Annotated in this window: 16 protein-coding genes and 1 tRNA gene; 8 read left to right on the top strand and 9 right to left on the bottom strand. The window is 35.4% G+C overall.

Annotated features, from left to right (window positions below; genetic code table 11):
* Window positions 1-96 precede the first annotated feature (96 nt).
* The 3 genes from B5V81_RS03930 (at window position 97) to B5V81_RS03920 (ending at window position 5,533) form a co-directional block, all read left to right on the top strand.
* The gene (locus B5V81_RS03930; RefSeq protein WP_212112210.1) at window positions 97-1,623 is read left to right on the top strand and encodes a Do family serine endopeptidase; all 1,527 of its coding nucleotides are present in this window, start codon (window positions 97-99) and stop codon (window positions 1,621-1,623) included.
* 989 nt (window positions 1,624-2,612) lie between these two features.
* Window positions 2,613-3,485, top strand: a complete 873-nt coding sequence (gene miaA, locus B5V81_RS03925) for a tRNA (adenosine(37)-N6)-dimethylallyltransferase MiaA (RefSeq protein WP_212112209.1) — start codon at window positions 2,613-2,615, stop codon at window positions 3,483-3,485.
* A gap of 248 nt (window positions 3,486-3,733) precedes the next feature.
* Window positions 3,734-5,533, top strand: coding sequence for an acetolactate synthase 3 large subunit (locus B5V81_RS03920; RefSeq protein ID WP_212112208.1), 1,800 nt, complete (start codon window positions 3,734-3,736; stop codon window positions 5,531-5,533).
* Window positions 5,534-6,201: 668 nt separating this feature from the next.
* On the opposite strand, the gene B5V81_RS08775 is transcribed toward B5V81_RS03920, so the two are convergent.
* The 3 genes from B5V81_RS08775 to B5V81_RS03910 all read right to left on the bottom strand — a co-directional run bounded on the left by B5V81_RS08775 (window position 6,202) and on the right by B5V81_RS03910 (window position 8,435).
* The gene (locus B5V81_RS08775; RefSeq protein ID WP_342356081.1) at window positions 6,202-6,708 is read right to left on the bottom strand and encodes a TauD/TfdA family dioxygenase; all 507 of its coding nucleotides are present in this window, start codon (window positions 6,706-6,708) and stop codon (window positions 6,202-6,204) included.
* Between the two features lie 368 nt (window positions 6,709-7,076).
* The gene (locus B5V81_RS09030) at window positions 7,077-7,199 is read right to left on the bottom strand and encodes a hypothetical protein (protein WP_280527999.1); all 123 of its coding nucleotides are present in this window, start codon (window positions 7,197-7,199) and stop codon (window positions 7,077-7,079) included.
* A gap of 27 nt (window positions 7,200-7,226) precedes the next feature.
* Window positions 7,227-8,435 carry an MFS transporter gene (locus tag B5V81_RS03910; protein ID WP_212112207.1) on the bottom strand — a complete coding sequence of 403 codons (1,209 nt, stop codon included), beginning with the start codon at window positions 8,433-8,435 and terminating at the stop codon, window positions 7,227-7,229.
* Window positions 8,436-10,283: 1,848 nt separating this feature from the next.
* Between B5V81_RS03910 and B5V81_RS03905 the strand changes: the two genes are divergently transcribed.
* From B5V81_RS03905 to ilvC, 3 genes are all read left to right on the top strand, one after another.
* The gene (locus tag B5V81_RS03905; protein WP_212112206.1) at window positions 10,284-11,405 is read left to right on the top strand and encodes an ATP-dependent DNA helicase; all 1,122 of its coding nucleotides are present in this window, start codon (window positions 10,284-10,286) and stop codon (window positions 11,403-11,405) included.
* A gap of 83 nt (window positions 11,406-11,488) precedes the next feature.
* A complete protein-coding gene (locus B5V81_RS03900; protein ID WP_212112205.1) occupies window positions 11,489-12,223 on the top strand; it encodes a pyridoxine 5'-phosphate synthase in 735 nt (244 codons plus the stop codon).
* Window positions 12,224-13,140: 917 nt separating this feature from the next.
* Entirely contained in the window at window positions 13,141-14,160 is a 1,020-nt protein-coding gene (gene ilvC, locus B5V81_RS03895) for a ketol-acid reductoisomerase (RefSeq protein ID WP_212112204.1), read from the top strand.
* Window positions 14,161-14,295: 135 nt separating this feature from the next.
* On the opposite strand, the gene B5V81_RS03890 is transcribed toward ilvC, so the two are convergent.
* Window positions 14,296-15,687, bottom strand: coding sequence for an amino acid permease (locus B5V81_RS03890; protein ID WP_212112203.1), 1,392 nt, complete (start codon window positions 15,685-15,687; stop codon window positions 14,296-14,298).
* Window positions 15,688-16,658: 971 nt separating this feature from the next.
* The gene (locus B5V81_RS03885) at window positions 16,659-18,059 is read right to left on the bottom strand and encodes an amino acid permease (protein ID WP_212112202.1); all 1,401 of its coding nucleotides are present in this window, start codon (window positions 18,057-18,059) and stop codon (window positions 16,659-16,661) included.
* Window positions 18,060-19,113: 1,054 nt separating this feature from the next.
* Between B5V81_RS03885 and B5V81_RS03880 the strand changes: the two genes are divergently transcribed.
* Window positions 19,114-19,272 carry a hypothetical protein gene (locus tag B5V81_RS03880; protein WP_212112201.1) on the top strand — a complete coding sequence of 53 codons (159 nt, stop codon included), beginning with the start codon at window positions 19,114-19,116 and terminating at the stop codon, window positions 19,270-19,272.
* Window positions 19,273-19,322: 50 nt separating this feature from the next.
* Here B5V81_RS03880 and B5V81_RS03875 read toward each other — a convergent pair whose 3' ends face one another.
* The 3 genes from B5V81_RS03875 to B5V81_RS03865 form a co-directional block, all read right to left on the bottom strand.
* Entirely contained in the window at window positions 19,323-19,931 is a 609-nt protein-coding gene (locus B5V81_RS03875) for a fumarylacetoacetate hydrolase family protein (protein ID WP_212112200.1), read from the bottom strand.
* A 743-nt stretch (window positions 19,932-20,674) separates the two neighbouring features.
* Window positions 20,675-21,010, bottom strand: coding sequence for a hypothetical protein (locus B5V81_RS03870; protein ID WP_212112199.1), 336 nt, complete (start codon window positions 21,008-21,010; stop codon window positions 20,675-20,677).
* A gap of 161 nt (window positions 21,011-21,171) precedes the next feature.
* A complete protein-coding gene (locus B5V81_RS03865; RefSeq protein WP_212112198.1) occupies window positions 21,172-22,755 on the bottom strand; it encodes a TerC family protein in 1,584 nt (527 codons plus the stop codon).
* A 435-nt stretch (window positions 22,756-23,190) separates the two neighbouring features.
* Here B5V81_RS03865 and B5V81_RS03860 point away from each other — a divergent pair.
* Window positions 23,191-23,266, top strand: a tRNA-Lys gene (locus tag B5V81_RS03860).
* Between the two features lie 592 nt (window positions 23,267-23,858).
* On the opposite strand, the gene B5V81_RS03855 is transcribed toward B5V81_RS03860, so the two are convergent.
* On the bottom strand, window positions 23,859-24,812 hold the full coding sequence (locus tag B5V81_RS03855) for a lysylphosphatidylglycerol synthase transmembrane domain-containing protein (protein ID WP_212112197.1): 954 nt from the start codon (window positions 24,810-24,812) through the stop codon (window positions 23,859-23,861).
* Window positions 24,813-24,819: the final 7 nt, after the last annotated feature.

The following is a 24,819-nucleotide window of genomic DNA, read 5'->3' as shown; positions in this document are numbered from 1 at the left end:
CTTGTTTTTATGGTGAATGTAAGAGAGTGCTAAGCCATACGGATTTTGCATAATAAATTGAGTAAGGCTCTTTACGGCTTTGGTTAAAGGCATGTCATGGATGGTAGTGTCGTGAGTAAAAGTGAGTTTTTGAAATCTTTTATTACAAGAGTTATTTTTTGTGTGGTTTTATTTCTATCAGGATCAACGGGTTTGTCTTGGGGGGCAGAGACAGGCAAGGGATTGCTTTCTATTCCTGATTTAGCCGCTGAGCTTTTGGAGACGGTTGTAAATATTTCTACGGCACAGACTGTTGAAGGAACTGAACAGGATGAAAATACTTCGGTGCCTGTTATTCCAAAAGATTCATTGTTGGAGGAATATTTTAGTGATTTCTTTACACCCAAAGATGGCCAAAAAGATAGTCAGTTTCAAAAGGTGCGTTCTTTGGGATCTGGTTTTGTGATTGATGCGCAAAAAGGGATTATTGTTACAAACTATCATGTTATTGTTGATGCTGATGATATTGAAGTTAATTTTACGGATGGTACAAAACTAAAGGCAAAGCTCCTTGGCAAGGATAGCAAAACGGATTTAGCGTTGCTGCAAGTGGAGGCGGGAACTAAAAAATTAAAAGCTGTGCGTTTTGGCAACTCAGAAAAAGCACGTATTGGTGACTGGGTTATGGCTATTGGTAATCCTTATGGTTTTGGTGGAAGTGTGACGGTTGGTATTATTTCTGCACGTAACCGTGATCTTAATGCTGGTCCTTATGATAATTTTATTCAAACAGATGCAGCGATTAATCGAGGCAATTCTGGTGGTCCGTTATTTGATAGAAATGGTGAAGTTATTGGTATTAATACAGCAATTGTTTCCCCTTCTGGAGGATCTATCGGTATAGGGTTTGCTATTCCATCGGATATGGCACTTTCTGTTATTAATCAATTGCGTGATTTTGGAGAAATAAGACGTGGTTGGTTGGCTATTCGTATTCAACCGGTGACAGAGGATATTGCAAAAAGTTTAAAACTAGACAGTGCTGTAGGAGCATTGGTGGCTGGTAAAATAGAACAGACGGAAGTAAATAATGTCGATAATAGTCAGTTGCAAACTGGAGATGTTATTCTTTCCTTTGGGAATTCCAAAATTAAGCATGCACGTGATTTGCCGCGTTTAGTCGCGGAGAGTTCAGAAGGAAGAGTTGTGGATGTTACTATTTTACGGAATGGGCAAGAAAAAAAAGTTAAAGTTAAGCTTGGACGTTTGATTGAGACCGATGCCAATGAAGATACAGAAGAAGAAGTTGATGATCAAAAAAATAATGATCTGCCGAAAAGTGTGACAATGCAATTGATGGGCATGACATTATCTGAACTGACAGAAGATTTGCGTCATCGTTATTCAATTTCAGATAAACTTCGAGGACTCGTCGTGACATCTGTCGCACAAAATAGCGCAGCGGATAAAAAGCGTATTCGCATTGGTGAAGTGATTGTTGATATCAATCAGAGTGCTATTACAACAATTGATGAAGCTAAAAAACGTCTTCATAAATTACGTGAAGCTGGACGTAAAAATGCTCTATTTATCGTAGCGCGCCCTGATGGAGAGTTACGGTTTGTAACGATCCCTATGGATTGATGTCTAATGGATTGATATTTGAAGAATGCGTTTTTTGTTTTTTATTATTCGCTTTAATATATGAGTATTTAGATAGCTCAGTTATGTAAGAATTTATTATTTCTAAAGCCCATTTCACGACAAAGAATATGGATTATATAACATAAAATTCATTGGATGGCTCTATTTTTGCACTGAATAAAAGGACAAATTGGGAATAGCACTTGCCAGTTTTCAATATTGCAACAGCCTTTTCTTGGAAATGTTAATGTTATATGAGAGATATTTATCGTCTTTCTTAAGGTGGTTTTGATATCTTTGGATTGCACAGGTGAACGCTATTGATATGATGCCTTATGGGAGAGGCGACGAAATGGATAAATCTTATGATATTGGGGGCTTACATGCAAAATGCTCAACTATTGTAAATAATGTTTTATATGAGTGAGATTTTCAGCACTTTGTGATTATATTTTGTTTTTGTGTGTTGTCGAGGACGTTTTTTCTCTTCAGTTTGAAAAAAAACTCTTGGAGAAAAATTACATTATAATCAAATGGTTATCGGTATATTGAGATCGGTCTTTGTGATCAATGAAAAAATAGTGCTAAAAAAGAGAGCGTAAAAAAATTCTGAGCTTCTTACTTATCAATCAGAATTCCATGTTGTTTTTGAAGGAAAAAATAAAACTATTTTATTGGTTAAGCTCAGTATTATTTTCATAAATGATGACAAAGAGTATGTTGAGTATGTTTTAATGTGTTAACGGACAGAATTATTACGGCTGTGATTTGTTATTGAATTATGATAGCGAAAAATGCTTTGAAATCCCTTTGATATCGTTATGAAGTTTCTTTTTTATAATTTTCATAAGAGGGGGAGGCTCTTAAGGAGAATTCTTGTTCATATTTTTGTTTAAAGTTTTTACTTTATAATAATGGAAAAAATACAGGAGATTTGCGGGCACTCATGCCTGTTGCAATAAGTTGCTGATTGGTAGGAATTGCTATTTATGACACAGAGAACAATTACATTGATAGCAGGGCCCACGGCAAGTGGGAAGTCAGAGCTTGCTTTGCAAATGGCTCAAGAAAAAAGCGCTCTCATTATTAATGCTGATTCAATGCAGGTTTATGACGTTTTAAATATTTTAACGGCACGGCCGAAAGAGGCTGATACCGCAATTGTTCCCCATTATCTTTATGGTCATGTGAGTCCTAATTTGAATTATTCAGTAGGACAATGGTTGTGTGATGTTGAGAAGCTGCTGGTTAATTTTACGTCGAAATCAGTTATTTTTGTTGGTGGAACAGGACTTTATTTTCGTGCTCTTTTGGAGGGAATTTCGGAAATTCCTCATATTCCAGATGTTGTACGGCAGAAATGGCGTTTGCTGCTTGATAAAGAGGGGGCTGAAAGTCTTTATCGCCAGTTGTTACAGATTGATGCTGTTGTTGCTGAAAAAATTTCTTCACAAGATGGACAGCGTATTGTCCGTGCTTTGGAAGTTTATGATGCAACCGGTGAGAAGCTTAGTTGGTGGCAAAAGCAAAAAACAACGCCCCTCATTGCACCCAATTGTGCTGAAAAAATTCTTCTCATGCAACCCCGTGCTTTGCTTTATGAACGCATTCATAAACGCTTGGACTCTATGATTGAAAGAGGTGCTTTAGAAGAGGTGGTGGCTATGAAGAAACTTATGCTTTCTCCTTCGTTGCCAGCGATGAAAGCGATTGGTATACCTGAATTTATGGCTTATTTGGATGGATATAGAAGCTTTGAAAATGCTCTTGAAGCGGTAAAAACGCAAACGAGGAGATATGCAAAAAGACAAATGACTTGGTTTCGTCATCAATTTGATGAAGAATGGATGCTTACTTCTTGATGAAAAAGCTAGAGCTTTATAGAAGAATTTGCAAAAGATAATTTGTGAAGAATAAATTTTTTATTGACGAATGGTATCAATGGAATTAAAAATTCTTCTATAAGGAATTTTTTTATATATTTTATGCCTTGGAATAATGGGGGGTGATCATACAATATGTGTTGTGTAATAGACTCCTTAGGGGTCTTTTTTTATGGGCTCCTTTAGGGGCTTTTTTATTGTCCTATCAAAATAGGTGAGTGGGAAAAATGAGAAATGATCCAAAACAGCAAGAGAGTTTAGATGGAAAAATAATGTCGGGAGCTGAAATAGTTGTTCAGGCTCTTATAGATCAAGGCGTTGAACATATTTTTGGTTATCCTGGTGGGGCTGTTTTGCCTATTTTTGATGTTCTTTATCATCAAAATACACTCCGGCATATTTTGGTGCGCCATGAACAAGCTGCTGGGCATGCGGCTGAAGGCTATGCACGCAGCACAGGGAAGGTGGGAGTTATGCTTGTGACTTCTGGTCCAGGGGCAACGAATGCTGTAACACCTTTGCAAGATGCTCTCATGGATTCCATACCTCTTGTTTGTTTTTCTGGGCAGGTGGCAACAACGGTGATTGGAACAAATGCTTTTCAAGAGGCTGATACAGTTGGAATTACAAAGCCTTGTACGAAGGGTAATTGGCTGGTTAAAGATGTCAATGATCTTGCAGAAATTATTCATGAAGCTTTTTCTCTTGCTCAATCAGGGCGTCCAGGACCGGTTTTGATTGATATTCCCAAGGATGTTCAATTTGCTTCAGGATTTTATAGAGCACCTCAAGTTCAGGAGTCTTTACATGCTTTTCCATCGTTGAAAGGGAATACTAAGGCTATTGAATCTGCCGTTTCTCTTTTAGTTGAGGCAAAACGTCCTATTATTTATTCTGGTGGTGGTGTCATTTCATCGGGGATGGAAGCTATACAGCTTTTACGGAATTTGGTTCAGTTGGGAGATTTTCCCATTACCTCAACACTTATGGGACTTGGTGCTTATCCTGCTTCTGGTAAAAATTGGCTTGGAATGCTTGGAATGCATGGAACCTATGAGGCTAATATGGCTATGCATGATTGTGATGTCATGTTAGCTGTTGGAGCACGATTTGATGATCGTATCACGGGGCGCCTTGATGCATTTGCGCCTCATGCGCGTATTATTCATATTGATATTGATCCTTCTTCCATCAATAAAATTGTAAAAGCAGAAGTTCCAATTATTGGTGATGTGGCGCATGTTTTGGCAGATATAATGCAACATTTTCATAAGCATCAATCAAAGTTTAATAAAGAAAGTCGTAAAACGTGGTGGACACAAATTAATCACTGGAGATCACGCAATTCATTGGCCTATACGGAAAAAAAAGATGTTATCATGCCACAATATGCTCTTGAACGGCTTTATACACTGACCAAAGATGCGCGTGCTTATATCACAACGGATGTTGGACAGCATCAGATGTGGGCAGCACAGTATTATCACTTTGATGAACCAAAACATTGGATGACTTCTGGTGGTCTTGGAACGATGGGGTATGGTCTTCCAGCGGCTATAGGTGTTCAAATAGCACATCCTGATGCGCTGGTTGTATGTATTTCTGGTGATGCCTCCATTCAGATGAATATTCAAGAACTTGCAACTGCTATTCAGCATGACACACCTGTAAAAATTTTTATTTTAAATAATCAGTATATGGGGATGGTTCGTCAGTGGCAGCAATTACTGCATGGTAATCGTCTTTCTCATTCTTATACGGAATCTATGCCTGACTTTGTGAAATTGGCACAAGCTTATGGAGCTGTGGGAATTCATTGTTCAAAACCCGATGAACTTGATGATAAAATTCAGCAGATGATTGACTGTGATAAGCCTGTTCTTTTTGATTGTCGTGTTTATCATTTGGAAAACTGTTTTCCTATGATTCCATCGGGATGTGCCCATAATGAGATGCTATTACCTGATGAGGCAAACGAAGAAGCTATTGCAAATGCCATTTCTTCTGAGGGAAAAATTCTTGTATAAAATGTATTAGAAAAATGGTGAAGGATGGTGATGATGAAATCTTTTATAGTCTTCATCTCTGTCTCTTCTTTGTGGAAAGTTCCTATTATCCTTAGAGCTCATTTTATAATTTTCATTCTTTGTTTAAAGACATGGGGTGTATTATTATCTGTTCATCTAAAAAATGTTATAAGTCGTGTGTCCAATTATGTTTGAATTTATTTGTACGTGATGTTTTTTTTCAATTCTTATGTTCACATTAATAGCTATTTCATTGCATTTTTTAGATAATCCATTGAACTATCTATTATAAATTTAATTATGTTGTCTCATATGTGAAAGATTCCATCGTGCAAGAAAAAAGCCACCGTGCTTGAAAGGGTGCAACCATGCAAACAGTCGCGCTTATGAAAACAATAGAAAAGTTTGTCACTATGTTTTGCCTTCGCATTATGAAATGACTCCAAATCGCTCTTTTAAGGGCTTGATAGGGGAATCCCCCTAGCAGCTTGAAAGGAAGGGCAAAAATAACAAAGATCAAATGCAGCCATAGAAAATCAATTGCCTACCATAGCCTATAATCAGGTCGTAACCTCATCGGATTATGCGGGAGAAATCTATATACATATGCGATGTGTAGCCAATATATAAACCAGAATAATACTCAACATCATATCATTATCTGGACATTAACATTGAAAATCAAATACTCTTTCTTTTATTTGTTCTACATATCTATGATTCCATAAATCTGCAGAAACAAACACTCTTTGAATCCACCGCATTGGATTTTTATAATGATCAAATGATCCAAAAAATTGATCTCTAAAGTGTAGAGCTATTCTGTTATCAATGTATAATAATCTTTCTGGTTGTCCATCAATTCCAAAAGATACAGCCTTAAGAGCTTCATAAAAATGATCTAAAGCTTCCTTGGCTTTTTTTGACTGTGGCTCTAACATGCCTGGATAAAAAACAGCGCTGATATCTGGGAATTCACCGTCTCTTTGAACGAGGGGCACTTTACTTGTAGAAGTTACCCAATTTTTTCTCCATCTATAGGGAACATTCATTATAGATAAATTATCCCTTAAGCTCCTCAAATCCTCCTCACTTAAAAGTTTTAATGCTAGACGTGCATCAGATATTCTCGTTAACGGGCCATCAATATCATTGCGAACACCTGATAAAAGTATTCCTTTAGGAGATAAATTAAAACCCGTTATAAATTTTAGTGCAGCATTGTCTATATGAAAATCTAACTCAATTTCAGATCCTAATCCTGTATAATCTTTTTCTATTATCCTCTAAAGGATATTTGGTTATTTACTATATGCTTGCTTTCAAACTTCATTAAATAATGCTCTCCGATCAATAAAAAAACATCATAATTAAATTTTCTCTAATATAGCCACTTTTACAAGACACATCTAAATTATAAGAATTAGGTGACGTATTAATTTGTCTATCAATTGGAAGGTTCTCAAAGATTAAATATTAGGGGTAATAGCCCCCTTTTACTTCATAAGAATTGTCAATATTCTATGTGGTTGTAGCGAAAATGTTATTTTTTTAGCTCAACTGAATATTCAATACCACCGTATAGATCATAAATAACATGGACTAAAGCTTCCCAAAGTTTGTCTCTTTCGATATTGCTCAACTCAAAAGTATTTTCATTAATCATTATAATTTCCTCCCCAATTATATTTCCCTACCTTTTTATTAAGAAAAGTGAAAAAACAATGATTAAAATTAAAATCAGCCATGTGAGTAAATAAGTTTCTGTAAAATCTTGGATTAATCCAAATAATGGTGGAGCAGTCATAATTGCGATTTGATTTACAGACATTGCTAAACCCAGAGAAAAGCCAACGCTTTCTTTCGGCGAAGAGTCTACAATATAAGCAACCCAAGGACCATACCATCCCATTCCAAAAAAACCTAACCAAGCAGATAAAATAGTTAAATAAATTATGGATCCACTCATGCCCAAAATTAATATTAAAAATCCAAAAACGACTGCAATCATGCAAAACAAGACAGGAAAAAATCGTCCTTTTCTACAATGATCACTCCACGCTGCTAAAATAATTCTTCCTAAGGCACCAGAAGCCTGTGAAACAAAAAATAAATAAGCACTTTTATCTAAAGACAGGTGATAGACTTTATAAAAATAAATCGTTATAAAAATGGTTAAAACATATTGAGCGATCACAAGTGAAACGCCTGAAAAAATAATATTCTTCATATGCGGTGCAGCCAACATTGCAAGACGAGATCTTACATTTGCATAGAACGAAACTCTTGCCTTATTTTCTGGAACGATAGCTATAACTTTTGCTGGTGAGTGATAAAAAATAATAAATAGACAGCCACCTAAAAAAGAAACTATGGCACCGACCAAAAACGCACCTTGTATGCCATAGAAAAGCGCACTAGCAGGAAGAACTATCCCAGCTAATGCCCCACCTAATGGTAGTCCTGCCTGCCTTATTCCCATTGCAAATCCACGTTGCGATTGTGGAAACCATGAAGAAACAGATTTAGCGCCACCGGGTTGAGCAGAACTGTAAAATCCCCCTACAATGAGCAAACAAACCAAAAGGGAAATATAGTTATCTGCGAGTGCGCCCAACAAAAGAGTGACAGAAACGCCAACCGCGCCAATACCAACAATATAGCGCTCGTTAAATTTGTCTAGTAATTCGCCAGCTACAAGTAACCCAATAATCGGTAGGAATTGCGCTGCTGAAGACAATAAACCTATCTGAGAGTCATTAAGCGAGAAATCCTTCTTAAAAAATTCAGCTAAAGGACCAATCCCTTGAACAAAGAAGCAGGCTGATGTTTGAGCGATAGTGGCAACAAGCAATATAATCCATTTATAATAATTTTTTTCTATAAATTTATTATTGCTCACTATGTCCCCCTCCAGTTAAAGTGTACCCTAATAAAATAGCCTTTTTTAATAATGATTGCGACAATCAATTAGGTATTTTATGCTGATGACATAAAAGTCTGTCAATACGGATTATTATTAATATGAAAGTTAAGGCATATGCTTAATTTAAAGAAATAAGCTATTATGTCGTGCTATAAGATAAATTTTACAAACATTCGCTCAGCCCGCATTAAGCGCTCTTCATAAAGGACTCTATATTTTGGCAAGCTTTTTCAATGTAATTTTCAAAGCTTTCTCTAGTCACATAGCCAAGATGCGGTGTGCAAAGAACTCTATCTTATTGCAATATTTTGCTCTCATATACTGGCTCGCTGTCATAAATATCCAGTGCAAAATAAATTGAATTTTCCAAACTTATTATTTTTTCTATCGCCCTTTTTTCATATCAGATACAGATTTACAGAGTTTTCTACGCGCAGACATCATTAAGAACCACACAAATTCAGCAGCAGAAGTTGGATCTCCACCACCGTCTAATATTTCAATTCCTAAGTCTCTACAAGCTTCTATATCAATATGTGAACCTATAGGGACTGTTTGGCAGATTAATTTTAAATTTGGCAGTTTCAGGAGAAGATTTTTTCAACTATTGTCTGTTTTCTGATTAGGATAAGAATATCGATCTCTTTGAGCTTATCTTCTAAATCACATTCTGTAGTTAAATTATTGATAACCAGCACTTCATGCGATTTCATTAATTTTGTAATAGACTGTAATGTTAGGGTGGCTTTTTGATAGTCATCTGGAATTAATATTTTCAATTTAAGCCTCCCGTTTCATTCATCAATATTTGAGCTCATTATTTCATTTCTAAAACAACAAAAAAGCAATCTCATCGCTGATATTTTGATATAACGCTAAGTCTATTAACAAATTATCCCCCTTGATTTCATGGTTATTTCTAGCAATAAGAATAGTATTAATCAGTTCGTTTTATAAACTTTAACACATTGCGGCAAAAAGAAAAAGTTTGACTCAGGAGATGGAGAATTGCGCTTTTTTCATATTCTGGAGGACGAATCTGAAGTGCTACGCTGGACTGAAATCATGTCCCAGTTTTCTTATAATAGACTACAAAGAAGACCATATTTGTGAACCAGATTTTATTGTCGAAACAGAAAAAGCGATATATTTGTGCGAGATAAAACGTGCTTCATATAAGCGTGATGTCTCTCTTTATTCGTTGAAATGTAACTTATGTGTAGCATGAAGAGTAAATTTATTAACATCATGATAAGAGGGAGATAGGAACTTTATAGGTGTGTCATCATAGGATTAAGTCTTTTTGTTAAGAGCTATTTCTATTTCTGCCAAAAATTTTTTGATATATTTAATTATTATTTCTCCATAGTGGATGTACTTTACTTTTATATGTAAGAAAGCTGATTAATTGTGTAAAATAGTATCTCCATAAAATTACATTATTCTTATCCTGTTAAGGACATTTTTTCTAGGGAGGGTTTTGCAATTACAAAGCTCTTTTTCTCATTCTAAATTTTGGTTAGGAAAAGCGTATATTAGGAAAAGCGTATAGAGGTATTAGTTTAAATTTAAGATATGCATATTACACTGTTGGTATTATTGTTGTAAAAAATGATATTTGATACATATAAGGTGCTCCCAAGAAGATCGATGTATAGATAAATTGAGATTGTTCCAATATCTTAAAGGAGCAATAGGTAAATAATTGATAACTGTGCTACGAAAGTCGTTAGATAGCTTATGTATGAAAAGTTCTTAACGACAGTTTTTTTGATCATATTTTTAATGCTTGCTCTTTTTATGCGAATCTTATTTTGATAAATCATGCAATTTTCGTCGGAACAGGATAATGCATTGAAGGCTGTTGCCGCGTGGTTGAGGGAAGGGCGTTCTCCTCTTTTTCGCCTTTTTGGCTATGCGGGGACAGGTAAGACGACGCTTGCGCGCTATTTTGCAGAAACAGTTGATGGTTCTGTTCAATTTGCTGCTTTTACAGGGAAGGCGGCGCAGGTTTTACGTTCTAAAGGTGCAAGCAATGCTTGTACGATTCATTCATTGATTTATTGTCCGCGTGGAGAAGAGGAAGTTTCTGATGAAATTACGGGGAAAAAGTCTATTGCTCCAACATTTACATTAAATCGAAGAAGTGCTGCGGCACAAGCTAAACTCATTATTGTTGATGAATGTTCGATGGTTGATGAACAATTGGCACGTGATTTAATGAGCTTTCGGACGCCAATTCTTGTTCTTGGTGATCCAGGTCAATTGCCTCCTATATCAGGTGGAGGTTTTTTTTCGAATGGGGAACCAGATTTTCTTCTCTCAGAAATTCATCGGCAAGCGCGAGATAATCCGATTATACGTCTTGCTATGGATGTACGTGAAGGACGCGATATCGCTTATGGTGACTATGGAGAAGCGCGCGTTGTTACACGTAAAGAGGTCAATCAACAATTGGTTTTGGATGCTGATCAGGTCTTGGTAGGGATTAATCGTACACGCCACCTTTATAATCAACGTTTACGTATATTAAAGGGATTTACAGCAGATTATCCGCAGGCAGGAGATAAGCTTGTGTGTTTGCGAAATGATCCTCCCAAAGGTCTGTTAAATGGCTCTTTATGGAAAGTGATGACTTCACAGAAGGAGACAGTTAAACCAAGCATTAATCTTCTTGTAAAACCAGAAGAAAGTGAGCGTGGGGTAGCAAAGATTAAACTTTTAAAAGCAGCGTTTGAAAAACCCGATCAGGAAATTTCATGGCAATTAAAAAAGCGATATGATGATTTTGATTATGGGTATGCATTGACGGTTCATAAAGCGCAAGGTTCTCAATGGAATAATGTCGTTTTGTTTGATGAAAGTTTTGCATTTCGTGATATGTATGCACGCTGGCTTTATACGGGTATTACCCGCGCAGCAGAGCATTTAACGATTGTTCGATAGGGAAAACATATGTATCATCTGAGCTTCAGATGGAAAATGCCTTTTTTCTATCTTGTTATACACTGTAGAAAATGGAAATGGGCATGGCGGTAAAACTTTCTGTTAATCTTAATGCTGTTGCTGTTTTGCGCAATCGACGTAATCTTCCGTGGCCAAGTATCAAGCATATTGGGCATATAGCGCTTGCCGCTGGAGCAGTGGGTTTGACGGTTCATCCACGTCCTGATGAAAGGCATATTCGTTTTGCGGATTTGCCGGATATATACGGTTTAATAAAGAACACTTTTCCTCCTGCTGAGTTTAATATTGAAGGTTATCCAAGTGATCAATTTTTGGATATTGCTAAAAACTATGCCGATCAGATTACTCTTGTTCCTGATGATCCAGATCAGTCAACGTCTGATCATGGTTGGGATTTTGCTCATAATGCAGAATTTTTAGCGCCTATTATTCAGCATTTAAAAAAAAGAAAGATTCGTGTATCACTTTTTGCTAATCCTACTATTGATGGTCTTGATATTGCTAAAGCAATAGGAGCTGATCGTGTGGAATTTTACACTGGACCTTATGGTGCTGCATTTCAGGACAAAACAACACAAGATCAAGAGCTCAATAAACTTGTTTTAGCTGCAAAAAGAGCGAAAGAGTTGCAGTTAGGTATGAATGCAGGGCATGATCTGACAATTATGAATCTTCCTGCTCTGGTCAAAAATATTCCTTGGCTTGATGAAGTTTCTATTGGCCATGGGCTTATTGCTGATGCATTGGAGTATGGAATGCATGAGACTGTTCAGCGTTTTATCCGGTTATTATCGTAATTTTTCTCTCTATAAGAATTGGAAGAAAAATTTTTATAAAGCTTTGCCAATTTATCTTAAAACATACTATATATTTAGATAAATAGCATTATTAGCGTACATTATAAATATTCTATTGTTGTTCTGTTTATTGGTTACTTTCTGTCTTTTGTTTTTGAGTGTATGAGATGTTTTTTTATTCATGCCATCCATTATGAGGAAGTTTTAAAATTTTCTTTTTATGAATAGGCTTAATGCAATAAGAGCTGTTGGACATTGAGAGAAAAAAAATAAAACGATGATATCGTCTTATCGCTTTATGAAGTAACGAGGGTGGTGCGCAATAAATCTTAGACTATTATAGGGGCTTCTTGAAAAAGGCTCGAGCGCATTAAAGGTTTTTTATAAGAGTCTCCTGTAAATAAATAACACAATGGCGGTATGGGGCATTCTGTTTTTCGTGAGAGGCGTGGATATTAAAGAATGTAAAAAGTAAAAGCGTCCTCTCCATTATTCTAAAGATATTATTGTATATGCTTTTGAAGATTGTATTAAAACAATACTTGTTATTTTCTAAATTTTCTTGCTATCCATATTGATTTGGTTCATGTTAGAAACCGTATAAATTGTATGTTGTATCTTAATTTTTGGGATATAATGTTTTGTTGTACGATAGAAAAATAGAATCTTAGCAGGTATATTTTCTTTAGAAATATTATTTTGTGTAAGTACCATTTTTGTAGGACAGCGGTTGGAATTTATTTGGGGATCCGTATATGTTTTGGGAATGTCTGGGAACCACAGGTTTTTCTATACAATATTTTTATAAGCGGTATTTTTTTGTCTTTATGAGTATGTGATGCACTGAAGATAATGTTTCTTAGTTTCATAAAATTATCTGAAATCTAGTTTAAATAGAAAAAGAAGGAAGTGTTTTTATGCGTGTTTATTATGATCGTGATGCGGATATTAATCTCATTAAAGGGAAAAAAGTGGCCATTGTTGGTTATGGTTCTCAAGGGCGTGCGCATGCTTTAAATTTGAAAGATTCCGGTGTCGAAAACGTGCAAATTGCTTTGCGCTCAGGGTCGGAAACAGTTAAAAAGGCTACGGCCGATGGTTTTGAAGTGGTGAGTGTTGCTGAAGCAGCAAAATGGGCAGATCTCATCATGATGGCAACACCAGATGAATTGCAAGCTGATATTTATAAAGAGCATATTCATGACCATTTACGTGATGGGGCAGCCATTGCTTTTGCTCATGGTTTGAGCATTCATTTTGGCTTGATTGAACCTAAAAAAACCGTTGATGTTGTGATGATTGCTCCTAAAGGTCCAGGGCATACAGTTCGTCATGAATACCAACGGGGGTGTGGTGTTCCTTGTTTAATAGCGGTGGCACAAGATGCTTCAGGGCATGCTCATAGTGTAGCATTATCTTATGCATGTGGACTTGGTGGTGGACGTGCTGGGGTGATTGAAACAACATTTAAAGAAGAGTGTGAAACTGATCTTTTTGGTGAACAAGCGGTTCTGTGTGGTGGTCTTGTTGAACTCATTCGGGCAGGTTATGAAACACTAACACAAGCAGGTTATGCACCAGAAATGGCTTATTTCGAGTGTTTACATGAAGTTAAACTGATCGTTGATCTCATGTATGAAGGGGGTATCGCAAATATGAATTATTCGATTTCTAATACAGCTGAATGGGGCGAATATATGTCGGGTCCACGTGTGATTACGGATGAAACCAGAGCAGAAATGAAACGTATATTGAAAGATATTCAAACGGGTAAATTTACATCGAATTGGATTCAAGAATATAAGGCTGGTGCGGCTCATTTTAAAAGTATGCGGCGTTTAAACGATAATCATCCTATTGAAGAGGTGGGTAAAAAACTTCGTTCTATGATGCCTTGGATAAAATCGAACGCTTTGGTTGATAAAGAGCGTAATTGAAATATCTACAGAGATATTTTGTCACGTTAATTGTATAGACAATTATCAAAAAAGGGTAACTTGAGTTACCCTTTTTATATGTTTTTTACCCATAGGATTCATTTCTTAGGGGCTTTATTTTTTAGGGGGTATTTTTTAAGTTTTTGCGTAATTCTTTCTTCCAAAAAGAAAATATACAATACCTAAAAATATAAACCATGCTGGTGTGTATTTTAAAGCTATGGCAGTATCTTCTTCTAATGATAATAGATAAATAATGAATGTAAAGAAAACGAGAAGCATCCAACACATCATAACACCTCCTGGCATTTTATAAGGAGAGACACTATGCTGGAGAGGACGACTGCGGCGATAGACGATATAGCTGATCAAAATGATAGACCATACAAATATAAACAATGTTGCGGCAATTGTTGTAACAATTGTAAAAGCTGCTATGAGGGTTTGAGATAACGATACAACCGTATAAGCTAATAAGATGCATAAACATGAAAAGAATAATGCGTTGGCTGGAACGTGATTACGAGAAAGTTTTCCTAAAAATTTAGGAGCTCCTTTTTGGGTTGCTAACCCATAGACCATCCGGCTGGTAGAAAAAATTCCACTATTTGCTGAAGAGGCGGCTGCTGTGAGGACAACAAAGTTCATCAAACCAGCCGCAGTTGGAATACCAATAAGTGCATACATTGTTACAAAAGGGCTTTTTTCTGGATTGATTTGATCCCAAGGCGTTACAGACATGATTACGAGAAGAGAGAAAATATAAAAGAATATAATGCGAACTGGTATTGAATTGACAGCTTGTGGCAGGGATTTTTGAGGATCTTTTACTTCAGCTGCCGCTGTTCCTGCCAGCTCAATGCCAACAAAAGCAAAAATAACAATTTGAAATCCAGCAAAGAAGCCTGTAATCCCTCGTGGAAAAAGATTTCCACCATTCCATATATTGCTAAGAGAAGCAACTGTACCGTTTGGAGAGACAAAATCGGTGAATATCATATAAAATCCCACAACAATTAAGACTAAAATTGCTACGATTTTGATAAAACCAAACCAGAACTCAAGTTCGCCAAAGAGTTTTACAGCGACGAGGTTAAGGATTAAAAAGGACATAAGACTAATGATAACAGGAATCCATGGATTGAGTTCAGGCCACCAAAACTGTGCATAAGTGACAATAGCGATAATTTCAGCAGTTCCAGTGACGATCCAACACAACCAATATGTCCAGCCGATAAAAAAACCAGCACATGGTCCTAGAAGATCGGTCGAGAAGTCAATAAAAGATCGGTATTGTGTATTAGAAAGTAACAATTCTCCCATAGCGCGCATGACAAAGTATAAAGCACATCCAATAATTGCATAAACGAGGAGGATTGAGGGGCCTGCTACACTGATTGTTTTTCCCGATCCCATAAAGAGACCTGTTCCAATCGCTCCACCAAGGGCTATAAGTTGTATATGACGATTATGTAGTCCACGTTGCAATTTCTTCTTAGATTTTTTTTCTAAATTTTGTTTGTTCATTTTGGGGAAGTTCCCTTTAGTTGTTTTAAGATAAAAATTACCCCAAAAAAGGTAATCATTTCTATCGGAACATGATACGCTTAATGAGTAAAGGAATTTTTTTCTATTATATTATCAAAATAAAGAAAAAATTTTATTAATTAATGTTATAATTATTTCATTGAAATTTAAAGTCATATAAATTTTAGTATAAAATTTTAATTTTTTGATATCTATACATAGTTTGCATAAAAATATATTATAATTATTATTAACAAATAAATATAATACATAAATATATTTTTATATATTATACTAAGAACATATATTTATTTATATTAAAGTTTTTAATATATTTTATTTATTAGTATATTTTCTTTTAAAGAAATATATTTAACTATTTATTAAATAATAAATTGTTTATTCTTATTTATATTTTAATTTATTATTTATAATAATAGTAATTATTATATTGAATAATAATGATTATCATTTCTTTTAAAAATAAAAAATATTTCATAGAGACTCTTTTATTGTAGATGACTGTTAGGATATCTTCCATCTAAAGATGTATTTTTAATCTTAAAAGAAAGTTGCATAAAAAATTTGGAGGAGGGTATTTTAGGTAAAATCTAAATATTTTATTCGTAAACAATGTAAGTGAATTTTATAGAAAATTCTTTACAGAATAGCTCGTGTCTTATCCTGTTATGTCGTACAAACACCGTTGTAGAGCAGTGATAAGGCATATAAAATCTACACTCGTGGTATTTTTAGAATGAGCGGTGGGAGTGCATATTCAGGGCAGGGTTTGTCTATAGAGCCTTATGTAGGTGAACCATATCAGTGGTTAGCAGCATCTCCCTGAACAAGTGAGACTGTTTACAAACCGGCGCTGGGAGGAATCCTCTTCTTTTTGAGGTATAAGGAGGAGGTTAAGGAGAAAAAGGGTAACTTTAGTCACCCCTTTTTTGAGAAATTTCGTATAAATTTTATTTGTTCTTTGGAGCAATTTTTTTTCTTATAAACATAAAATACATTATGCCTAAGAAGATAAACCAGACTATACTGTATTTTAAAGCTATTAGGGTATCATGTTCTAACGTCAACAAATAGAGCATGAAAGCAAAGAATACTAACACAATCCCGCACACAATGATACCTCCCGGCATTTTGTAGACGGATTCAGCATGTAGATGAGGGTGATTGCGACGATACACAATATAGCTAATCAAAATGACGGACCATACGAATAAAAATGCAATAGCTGAAATACTTGTCACAATTGTAAAAGCACTTATGATGCTTGGAGATGATGATGCAATCGTATATCCTACTAAAATACATAGGCAGGAAAAAAACAAAGCATTAGCTGGCACATGGTATCTGGAAAGCTTCCCTAAAATTGGAGGAGCGCCTTTTTGTGTTGCAAGACCGTATATCATACGGCTGGTGGAAAAAATACCACTGTTTGCTGAAGAGGCTGCGGAAGTGAGAACAACAAAATTAACCAAACCAGCAGCGATTGGAATGCCAGCAAGCCAAAACATGGAGACAAAGGGGCTTTTATCTGGAACAATTTGATCCCAAGGTGTCACTGACATAATCACAGCAAGAGAAAAGATGTAAAAGAGGACAATACGCACCGGTATTGCATTAATTGCTTTAGGGAGAACTTTTTTCGGTTCTTTGACTTCAGCAGCTGTTGTTCCAGCAATTTCTATCCCAACAAAAGAAAAAATGGCAATTTGAAATCCGGCAAAAAAACCTGTAATTCCTCGGGGAAATATATCTCCACCATTCCATACGTGACTGAGAGAAGCGACAGTACCATTTGGAGAGGTAAAGCCTGTAGTGATCATATAAAATCCAACAATAACTAATGCTAAAATCGCTACGACTTTGATAAGACCAAACCAGAATTCAAGTTCACCGAAAAACTTTACGGCAAGGAGATTAAGGATTAAAAAGAAACCAATGCAAGAAAAAACAACAATCCATGGATTAAGTGTTGGCCACCAGAAATGCATATAGTTAATGATAGCAATAATATCTGCAGCTCCAGTCACAACCCAGCTTAACCAATAGTTCCAGCCAACAAAAAAAGCGATTCCCGGTCCTAGCATATCGGTTGAAAAATCAATAAGAGATCGATATTGTGAATTAGAAAGCAATAATTCTCCCATAGCACGCATGACAAAATAGAGAGCACATCCAATAATAGCATAAACAAGTATAATGGAAGGGCCGGCTACACTAATTGTTTTTCCTGATCCCATGAAGAGTCCTGTTCCAATAGCTCCACCAAGGGCTATAAGTTGTACGTGACGGTTATCTAGGCCACGTTGTAGTTTCTTCTGAGGATCATCTTTTAAATTTTGTTTACCGTTCATTTTTTAGGGGTTCCCTTTAATTATTTTGAGATTAAATGACACTAAAAAAGGCATTATTTCGTATCGAAGCATGATATAAATGAGGTGTAAAGGAAAAAAACATTTTTTATGATGGTGTGTGGATAAACAAAAGAATATGGTTTCGAAAAAAGAGAATGTTTTTCTCTTAAATAACCTGACAGATATTTGAAGAGGGAGTTTATTTGTTATTTTGATAACAAATAAATGGCTGATGAAGAGATTTTGATAGAGTGCCTTTTAAACTTATTTCAGAAAGTTATGAGACGTTTTTATGACTTTATAAAATTTATCATTTATAATCAGTATATTGTTCTTCATAAGAGAGAGTTTTAACTTTTTCTCAAGTAGTATTAAAGAGTTGGCATCTTAAATGTAGGGAAGAGACTTTAATGATAGCAAATTTAAATGATTTCTAAAATCACTTTAATTTGTTTTTATGATGCTATTATTAAGTGAAAAGGAGTTCTTTTTTTTCAAAAAGGAAAAGAAGAATATTCTCGCTTCTTTCTTCTAAAGTGGTGAATAAGAATTTCATTTGTATATTCATAACACTCGATAAAAGGTTGCTATAAATTTATATTGCTTACACTCAAATTCTTAAGACTATGATAAAAAAGTAGAATCATTCAGTTATCCAAAGAAAATGAAAAAAGAAAATAGCGATAAAACTGTTCCTGTTATACTATTAATGCATCCTTTTATTTTTTAAAGTGGCGCTTGCGAATGATATAAAAATGGTTATTAAAGTAAACTGTGCAAGGATGTTGAAGGAATGTATCGTTACAAGTTCAAAGCCTTTTTTTATACTATCGTCAGAAGCTCAGAATTTTGGAAAGGATTCTATGTAAAATATTGATACTTTTGGATTTAGTATTGGTGTCAAAAAAACATCCATATAGCTGGTGAAAGGCTTTGTTTACCGACATTTTTTCTTTTGAATTTAAGTGTATTCCAGATTTAATCAATTTAAAGCCCATATATCCATAGATAATGAATAGGAGCTTCCCATGAGTTTTACCAAAAAAAGAGCGTTTTGTTGTTGAGAATGAGTGCTGATACATCCGATATGGAAAATGCTCCATGCGTATATGTTGCTGTACGCAATCCTAAAACATTAGGAAATACCTTCTTTTCCCAGCCTCATAGCATTATTGATGATAAGAGCCATGTCTGGAGTAGGGGATATGGCTAAAAAATAAAGTGATATAACTAAAACAATGAAAAAGGTCAGTATTTGATGTCTCATTTTACTTTTAGCTCTGAGATTAATTGATCTTCAAGATATAATTCTATTTTGTCAAATTTAGAGAGTTTTCCTACGCCCTGTGGAGTGCCTGTATATATGATATCACCACGCCTTAGCTGAATGTAATGACTTAAAAATGATATTATTTTCTCAAAGCTAAAAATCATATTTTTTGTATTGCCAACTTGCCTCATTTCACCATTCAACTTCATTTCAAAAGTTATTGGATCGTTTATTTTTTCTTTGGTTATGAAGTCAGAGACGTATGCGGCTCCTTTAAATCCCTTAGACAAAAGCCAAGGAAGCTTTTTTTCTTTTAATTTTGTTTGCAAATCTCTCGCGGTTAGATCAAGACCTATTGCTACAGCGTCATAACATTCTTTAGCTTCACTCTCATTGACCATAAAAGTATCCTTTGAGACTCTGAGCACAATTTCAGTTTCAAAATGGATTTCTTTGGAAAAATCAGGAAGATTAATTTGGTTTCCTATTACAAGTGAACTGTTCGGTTTACTAAATATAACGGGTTCATCTTCAACAACGTTGCCAAGTTCATGAACATGTTCCACATAATTGAGCCCAACGCAGTAAATATTATTAATCATAGGAAACCACCAAGTTTTTTTCCTTTTATATAGAAAAGATATCCCTATGGAAACAATATTTTTTCTTATATCGATATGTGAGATTTGTAAAAAATATGCATTATGTGAGTTAATGATCAATTTTGATGATAAGCAGTTAGCATTGTCTCTTTAAGCTTTAATGAGAAGTCGGCTATTGGTGGTTCTACGGGGAGAACGTCAAGGAATGCCTAGAAACTGAGCATTTTCTCTTAAATGCTTTTCTAAGTAATTAAAATCACTGAGAATTTTTTCTTTGCTGTGTTCACAAAAATAGTTTTTGTCTACTCTTTTTGAGGCGTTTTGAATGAGTCATTTCCATATGTTTTGTTGGGAATAGGAGAGTGTAGTGATATCATATCAGATTATCCTAGACGTGTATTCATATCTTTGAAAAGTTTAAAGCTGAGTGATTTAGCGAGACATTCACCTTCACCTATACAATAAGAAGGGGTGTTAGCAAATTCAATACCGTTCTTTTTTAGCTCTTCGTAATCTACTTACTCATAACCGATAGCAAATCATCCTGCTATTTTACATTGACGCAATTTTTTGGGACGCAATTTCTTGACTGTTTTCTCTGTTATTTTTACATTGCCAGATCAATAAGACATCAATTTCTTCCAGAGTTTATCAGGAAAGTTATCTTCATTTAAAGAGTTGAAGAAATAAAATTGAATGCTCAGATCATCTGGAGTTTTTTAAACGTACTCATTTTAGTGATTCTATCGGTTATAGCGATTTTCATCGTAGTTTTTCTCTAAATCGATAACCATTAAAACTCTAAAGCCTTTTTCATCATTTATTGATGAAATTACAAATGCTGAATAATACATTTCCAATTCATTGAGCAGTATACTCTCTAAATTTCCTTCCAAAACAATCTTAAGGTATAGCTCAAATCTGTTTTCATCAGTTAAGTGAACATCATCAGTGATGGCAATTGAATAAGCGGCTTGTGATGTTTGAAAGAAGCTTTCTTGATGCGAAAGTGACGGAGTCTTTGAATAAAAAAATGATAAATAATTTTGTACATTTTCTCTTTTCGTGTTCTTTTCCAATCATCAATGAAAATTTTTTTGTCCTAAAAATTCGTTGATAACTTAATTTTTGTATATTCATTATTTCATGCTTTAAAAATGCAAAAATATGACAATACAATTAAGTTATTAACTTCCTATTCTTTTCACTTTCTAACTATAAAGAGAATACTTTATTCACTTTACGTATCAGAAAAATTAACTTTTTCTGGTAACACAAGTGGAGAAATAAGGATTTTAGATATGTTTCTGCGTTCCATTTCGATAACTTTAAAGCGTAAACCATCCGTTTCAAAACTTTCTCCTTCATTTGGCAAATGACCAAACTGCCAAAGCATAAAGCCTGCTAGAGTCGTATAACGATCTGCTTCATCAACAAGATTACGCCCAAGATAACCACTTAAACGGCGGATGTCAGCATATCCCTCGACAAGAAGGCTGCCATTTTCAAGTTGTTCTGCAATCATGAGCTCTTCATCATCATCAGGAAAGTCCCCTGCAATAGCTTCAAGAATATCGGTTGGTGTTGCAATCCCTTCAAAAGATCCGTGTTCATCAACAATGATTGCAAGCTGAATCGAAGAATGACGTAATTGCTCCATTAATCGTAAAACACTTGTGTTTTCATGAACAACAAGGGGTTCTCGCATTGCTTTTTTCCAATTAATCTTTTTTCCCTCAGCCAAATTCAAAAGAAGATCTTTTGTCAACGCAACGCCAACAAATTCATCCACTTTTTCACGCGCAAGAATTAAGCGGCTATGCTTAACCTTTTGTAATTCTTCGCGCATTTCATTTTCATCAGCATTTAAATCTAACCACTCAATCTCATTTCGAGGTGACATGATAGAGCGAACGGGACGATCAGCTAAATCAAGAACACCACGAATCATTTCCTTTTCTTCTGGTCTAAACAACTCAGAAGCTGCGGCTTGTTCAGCAATAACATCTACGGTTTCAGCAAGATGACTATCTTTACTTCCCCCTCCCAAAAGTCTTAAAACAGCATCAGCGGTTCTACTGCGCAGATCATTCGTTGTAATCATCTTTTCACGGTTACGACGTCCAATTTGATTAAAAGCTTCGATGAGAACAGAAAAACCAATAGCTGCATACAAATACCCTTTTGGAATGTGAAACCCAAACCCTTCAACAATAAGCGTAAAACCAATCATCATCAAAAATCCAAGACAAAGGATGACAATAGTGGGATGACGATTAATAAAACGCATGAGAGAGCCAGAGCCACACATCATCACTCCCATGGCAGCAATAACTGCGATATACATAACGGCTGCTTGCTCTTTTGCAATCATACCTGTTGCGGTAATAATACTATCAAGTGAAAAAACGGCATCCAGCACCACGACTTGAACAATCACTTGCCAAAAAACAGCATAAGCAGCGCCTGTTTTTCTTTCATGCGATACTCCTTCTAATCTTTCATGCAATTCTAATGTGCCTTTTGCTAGCAAAAAGGCGCCACCACCAATTAAAATAAAACTATGCCAACTAAAGATAAAAGATGAAAGTGAAAAAATGACCGTATCGAGTCTCATAACCCACCCAATAACTGTAAGAAGGAAAAGCCGCATGATTAATGCTAATGTAAGACCTATCAAGCGTGCACGGTCACGCAAATGCAGTGGCAATTTTTCAGCTAAGATTGCAATAAAGATAAGGTTATCTATTCCTAAAACAATTTCGAGAAAAACCAACGTGATCAAACCAAACCACGCATGGGGATCAGTGATCCATTCTATCATGTCTCACCTTTTAAAAGCTTAAAAGCGCGCGATTGACAAAAAAAATTCATGGGCTTTAATTCGTGCATAAGATCATGAACTTTGGATGTAAAAAACTTACATTCAAAGAAAAAAACAGAAAAATATTGCTTAAACGCATATGATTATTGATAAAATAAAACGATGCCCCATTCCGCTGACAACGACAAGAAGGTTCCTCTAAATTTTTCTCGGGCATTATGCTCGATAATCCTCCAACTATAGATTATGTATGACAATCAGAATATTTATTTATAGAGCTTCTTATAATGGGTCTATTTTTATATAAGATCAAGTGGTGAATATCATATTTTAAATTCTACAGACGATGAGGCTATTAAAAAACAACAAAATATCTAGACATCTAAACTTAGGGGCGTTATAGAAACGCTTATTCTCATCTCTTGGGAAGCTTATGGGTGATTAGCTCAGTCGGTAGAGCAGCTGACTCTTAATCAGCGGGTCGTGGGTTCGATCCCCTCATCACCCACCATTTATTTTGTACACTAAATAATTTATTGATTGTGTAAAAATTTTTAAGATATAAGAGGCTCAGTGAAATTGAGGAGTAGGGCAATCCAACACGCCACACACTATGCCAGCTCGTGGGTGTTATACCGATAGCTCTTGGTATTTGAGACTCTTCAGAAAAGGCATTTTTAGTCATTTCTTACACAGTTTCATTCCATACGGCTTTGCCCGCTTATAACGTACAAGCGAATGGTTTTTATTGGATTTATTATAGAGAAATTTGAAATGAGAGAATCTTATGGGGTTTAAGGTACTCATTCAAGTTGAATAATGATAAATTATCTTTATAAATCAATATGTTGAATGTTATAGAAACGATTATTTTCTATACGGATAGCTGTTTTTAAGTTTATGAGAGACTTTTTTCAGGAAGATAGACAAATATTTCTATGTTTTTCTCAGGGTAAGCTTCTTATAAAGGGAACATTGCAAGTTTGAAGGTAAAAAAAATCAATAAAAATAATAATTGCATTATTTTACATATGCACCTTCGTTACTGAATGATTATATTATTTATAGGCACACAAAAAAAGAAGCAGCGGATAGCCTTTTATCTATTTAGGTGGTGTTTTGGGGGCTCTTTTCCAATATTGTTGCGTTTCAAAAATGGCGACCACAAATAATGAAATGATAAGTGGTATGATCAAATAAAGTATTCTAAAGACAATAAGTGCTGCGATAACATCGGTTGGATTTACATCGGGCATACCTGTTATGAAGAGCGCTTCAAGAACGCCTACTCCTCCTGCTGGAGCATTGGAGAGAAGGGTTAACGTAAAAGATGCTAGGAAAACACCAAGAACAGAAATAAAATGAATATCTGCATTGTAGGGGAGAACAGCATATATAATTCCTGCTGCTCCTAAAAGCTCTAGGGGGCTAATGAGGAGCTGTTGAATAACAATTTTTAGCCGCGGATAGGAAAGCTGAATTTTCTTGCCCAAGCGTAAGGGTTTCAATTGAAGCCAGCTCCCAAATGTGTAAAGTGCTATACAGCTTAGTAAAATTACTCCAACTGTCATTCCTAGCCATTCAGGAAGTCCTTCATGAATGAGAGTGATAAGTTCAGGTTGCAAAACCAAAACGATTCCCAACAGTAAGATTGTGCCAATTACAAAAGTAAAAGAGCAAAAACCTACCAGTATTGCGATTTCTGTTCCATTTAATCCTTTCATTCTATAAGCGCGATAACGCACAACGGCACCAGAAAAAACGGAAGCGCCGATATTGTGCGAAAGAGCATAAGTTGTAAATGAACATATAGCGATAAAAATCCAAGAAATTTTATGACCTAGATGTTGTAAGGCAATTCGATCATATCCAGCAAGAGCAGCATAAGCAAGGAGAGAACATAAACAGGCTAATAACCAGTGCTGTGCATTTAAATCGCTCAAACGTTCCAATACGTCTCCGAACGAAATGGCAGAGAGCTTTATATAAAGAATCCGAATAGATATCAGCATTGCTAAGATACCAATTAAGGGCCATATAAATTGCTTTATTTTCACGCGTCTT

The sequence above is a fragment of the Bartonella queenslandensis genome (assembly GCF_018155095.1).
GTDB classification, from domain to species: Bacteria; Pseudomonadota; Alphaproteobacteria; order Rhizobiales; family Rhizobiaceae; genus Bartonella; species Bartonella queenslandensis_B.
This window is presented reverse-complemented; position numbering and strand designations above follow the sequence as displayed.

Bases quoted from the DNA above. Each gene is read 5' to 3' on its own strand.
- B5V81_RS03930 (WP_212112210.1), top strand. From the start codon at position 97: ATGGATGGTAGTGTCGTGAGTAAAAGTGAGTTTTTGAAATCTTTTATT.
- miaA (WP_212112209.1), top strand. From the start codon at position 2,613: ATGACACAGAGAACAATTACATTGATAGCAGGGCCCACGGCAAGTGGG.
- B5V81_RS03920 (WP_212112208.1), top strand. From the start codon at position 3,734: ATGAGAAATGATCCAAAACAGCAAGAGAGTTTAGATGGAAAAATAATG.
- B5V81_RS09030 (WP_280527999.1), bottom strand. From the start codon at position 7,199: ATGATTAATGAAAATACTTTTGAGTTGAGCAATATCGAAAGAGACAAA.
- B5V81_RS03905 (WP_212112206.1), top strand. From the start codon at position 10,284: ATGCAATTTTCGTCGGAACAGGATAATGCATTGAAGGCTGTTGCCGCG.
- B5V81_RS03900 (WP_212112205.1), top strand. From the start codon at position 11,489: ATGGCGGTAAAACTTTCTGTTAATCTTAATGCTGTTGCTGTTTTGCGC.
- ilvC (WP_212112204.1), top strand. From the start codon at position 13,141: ATGCGTGTTTATTATGATCGTGATGCGGATATTAATCTCATTAAAGGG.
- B5V81_RS03890 (WP_212112203.1), bottom strand. From the start codon at position 15,687: ATGAACAAACAAAATTTAGAAAAAAAATCTAAGAAGAAATTGCAACGT.
- B5V81_RS03885 (WP_212112202.1), bottom strand. From the start codon at position 18,059: ATGAACGGTAAACAAAATTTAAAAGATGATCCTCAGAAGAAACTACAA.
- B5V81_RS03875 (WP_212112200.1), bottom strand. From the start codon at position 19,931: ATGATTAATAATATTTACTGCGTTGGGCTCAATTATGTGGAACATGTT.
- B5V81_RS03865 (WP_212112198.1), bottom strand. From the start codon at position 22,755: ATGATAGAATGGATCACTGATCCCCATGCGTGGTTTGGTTTGATCACG.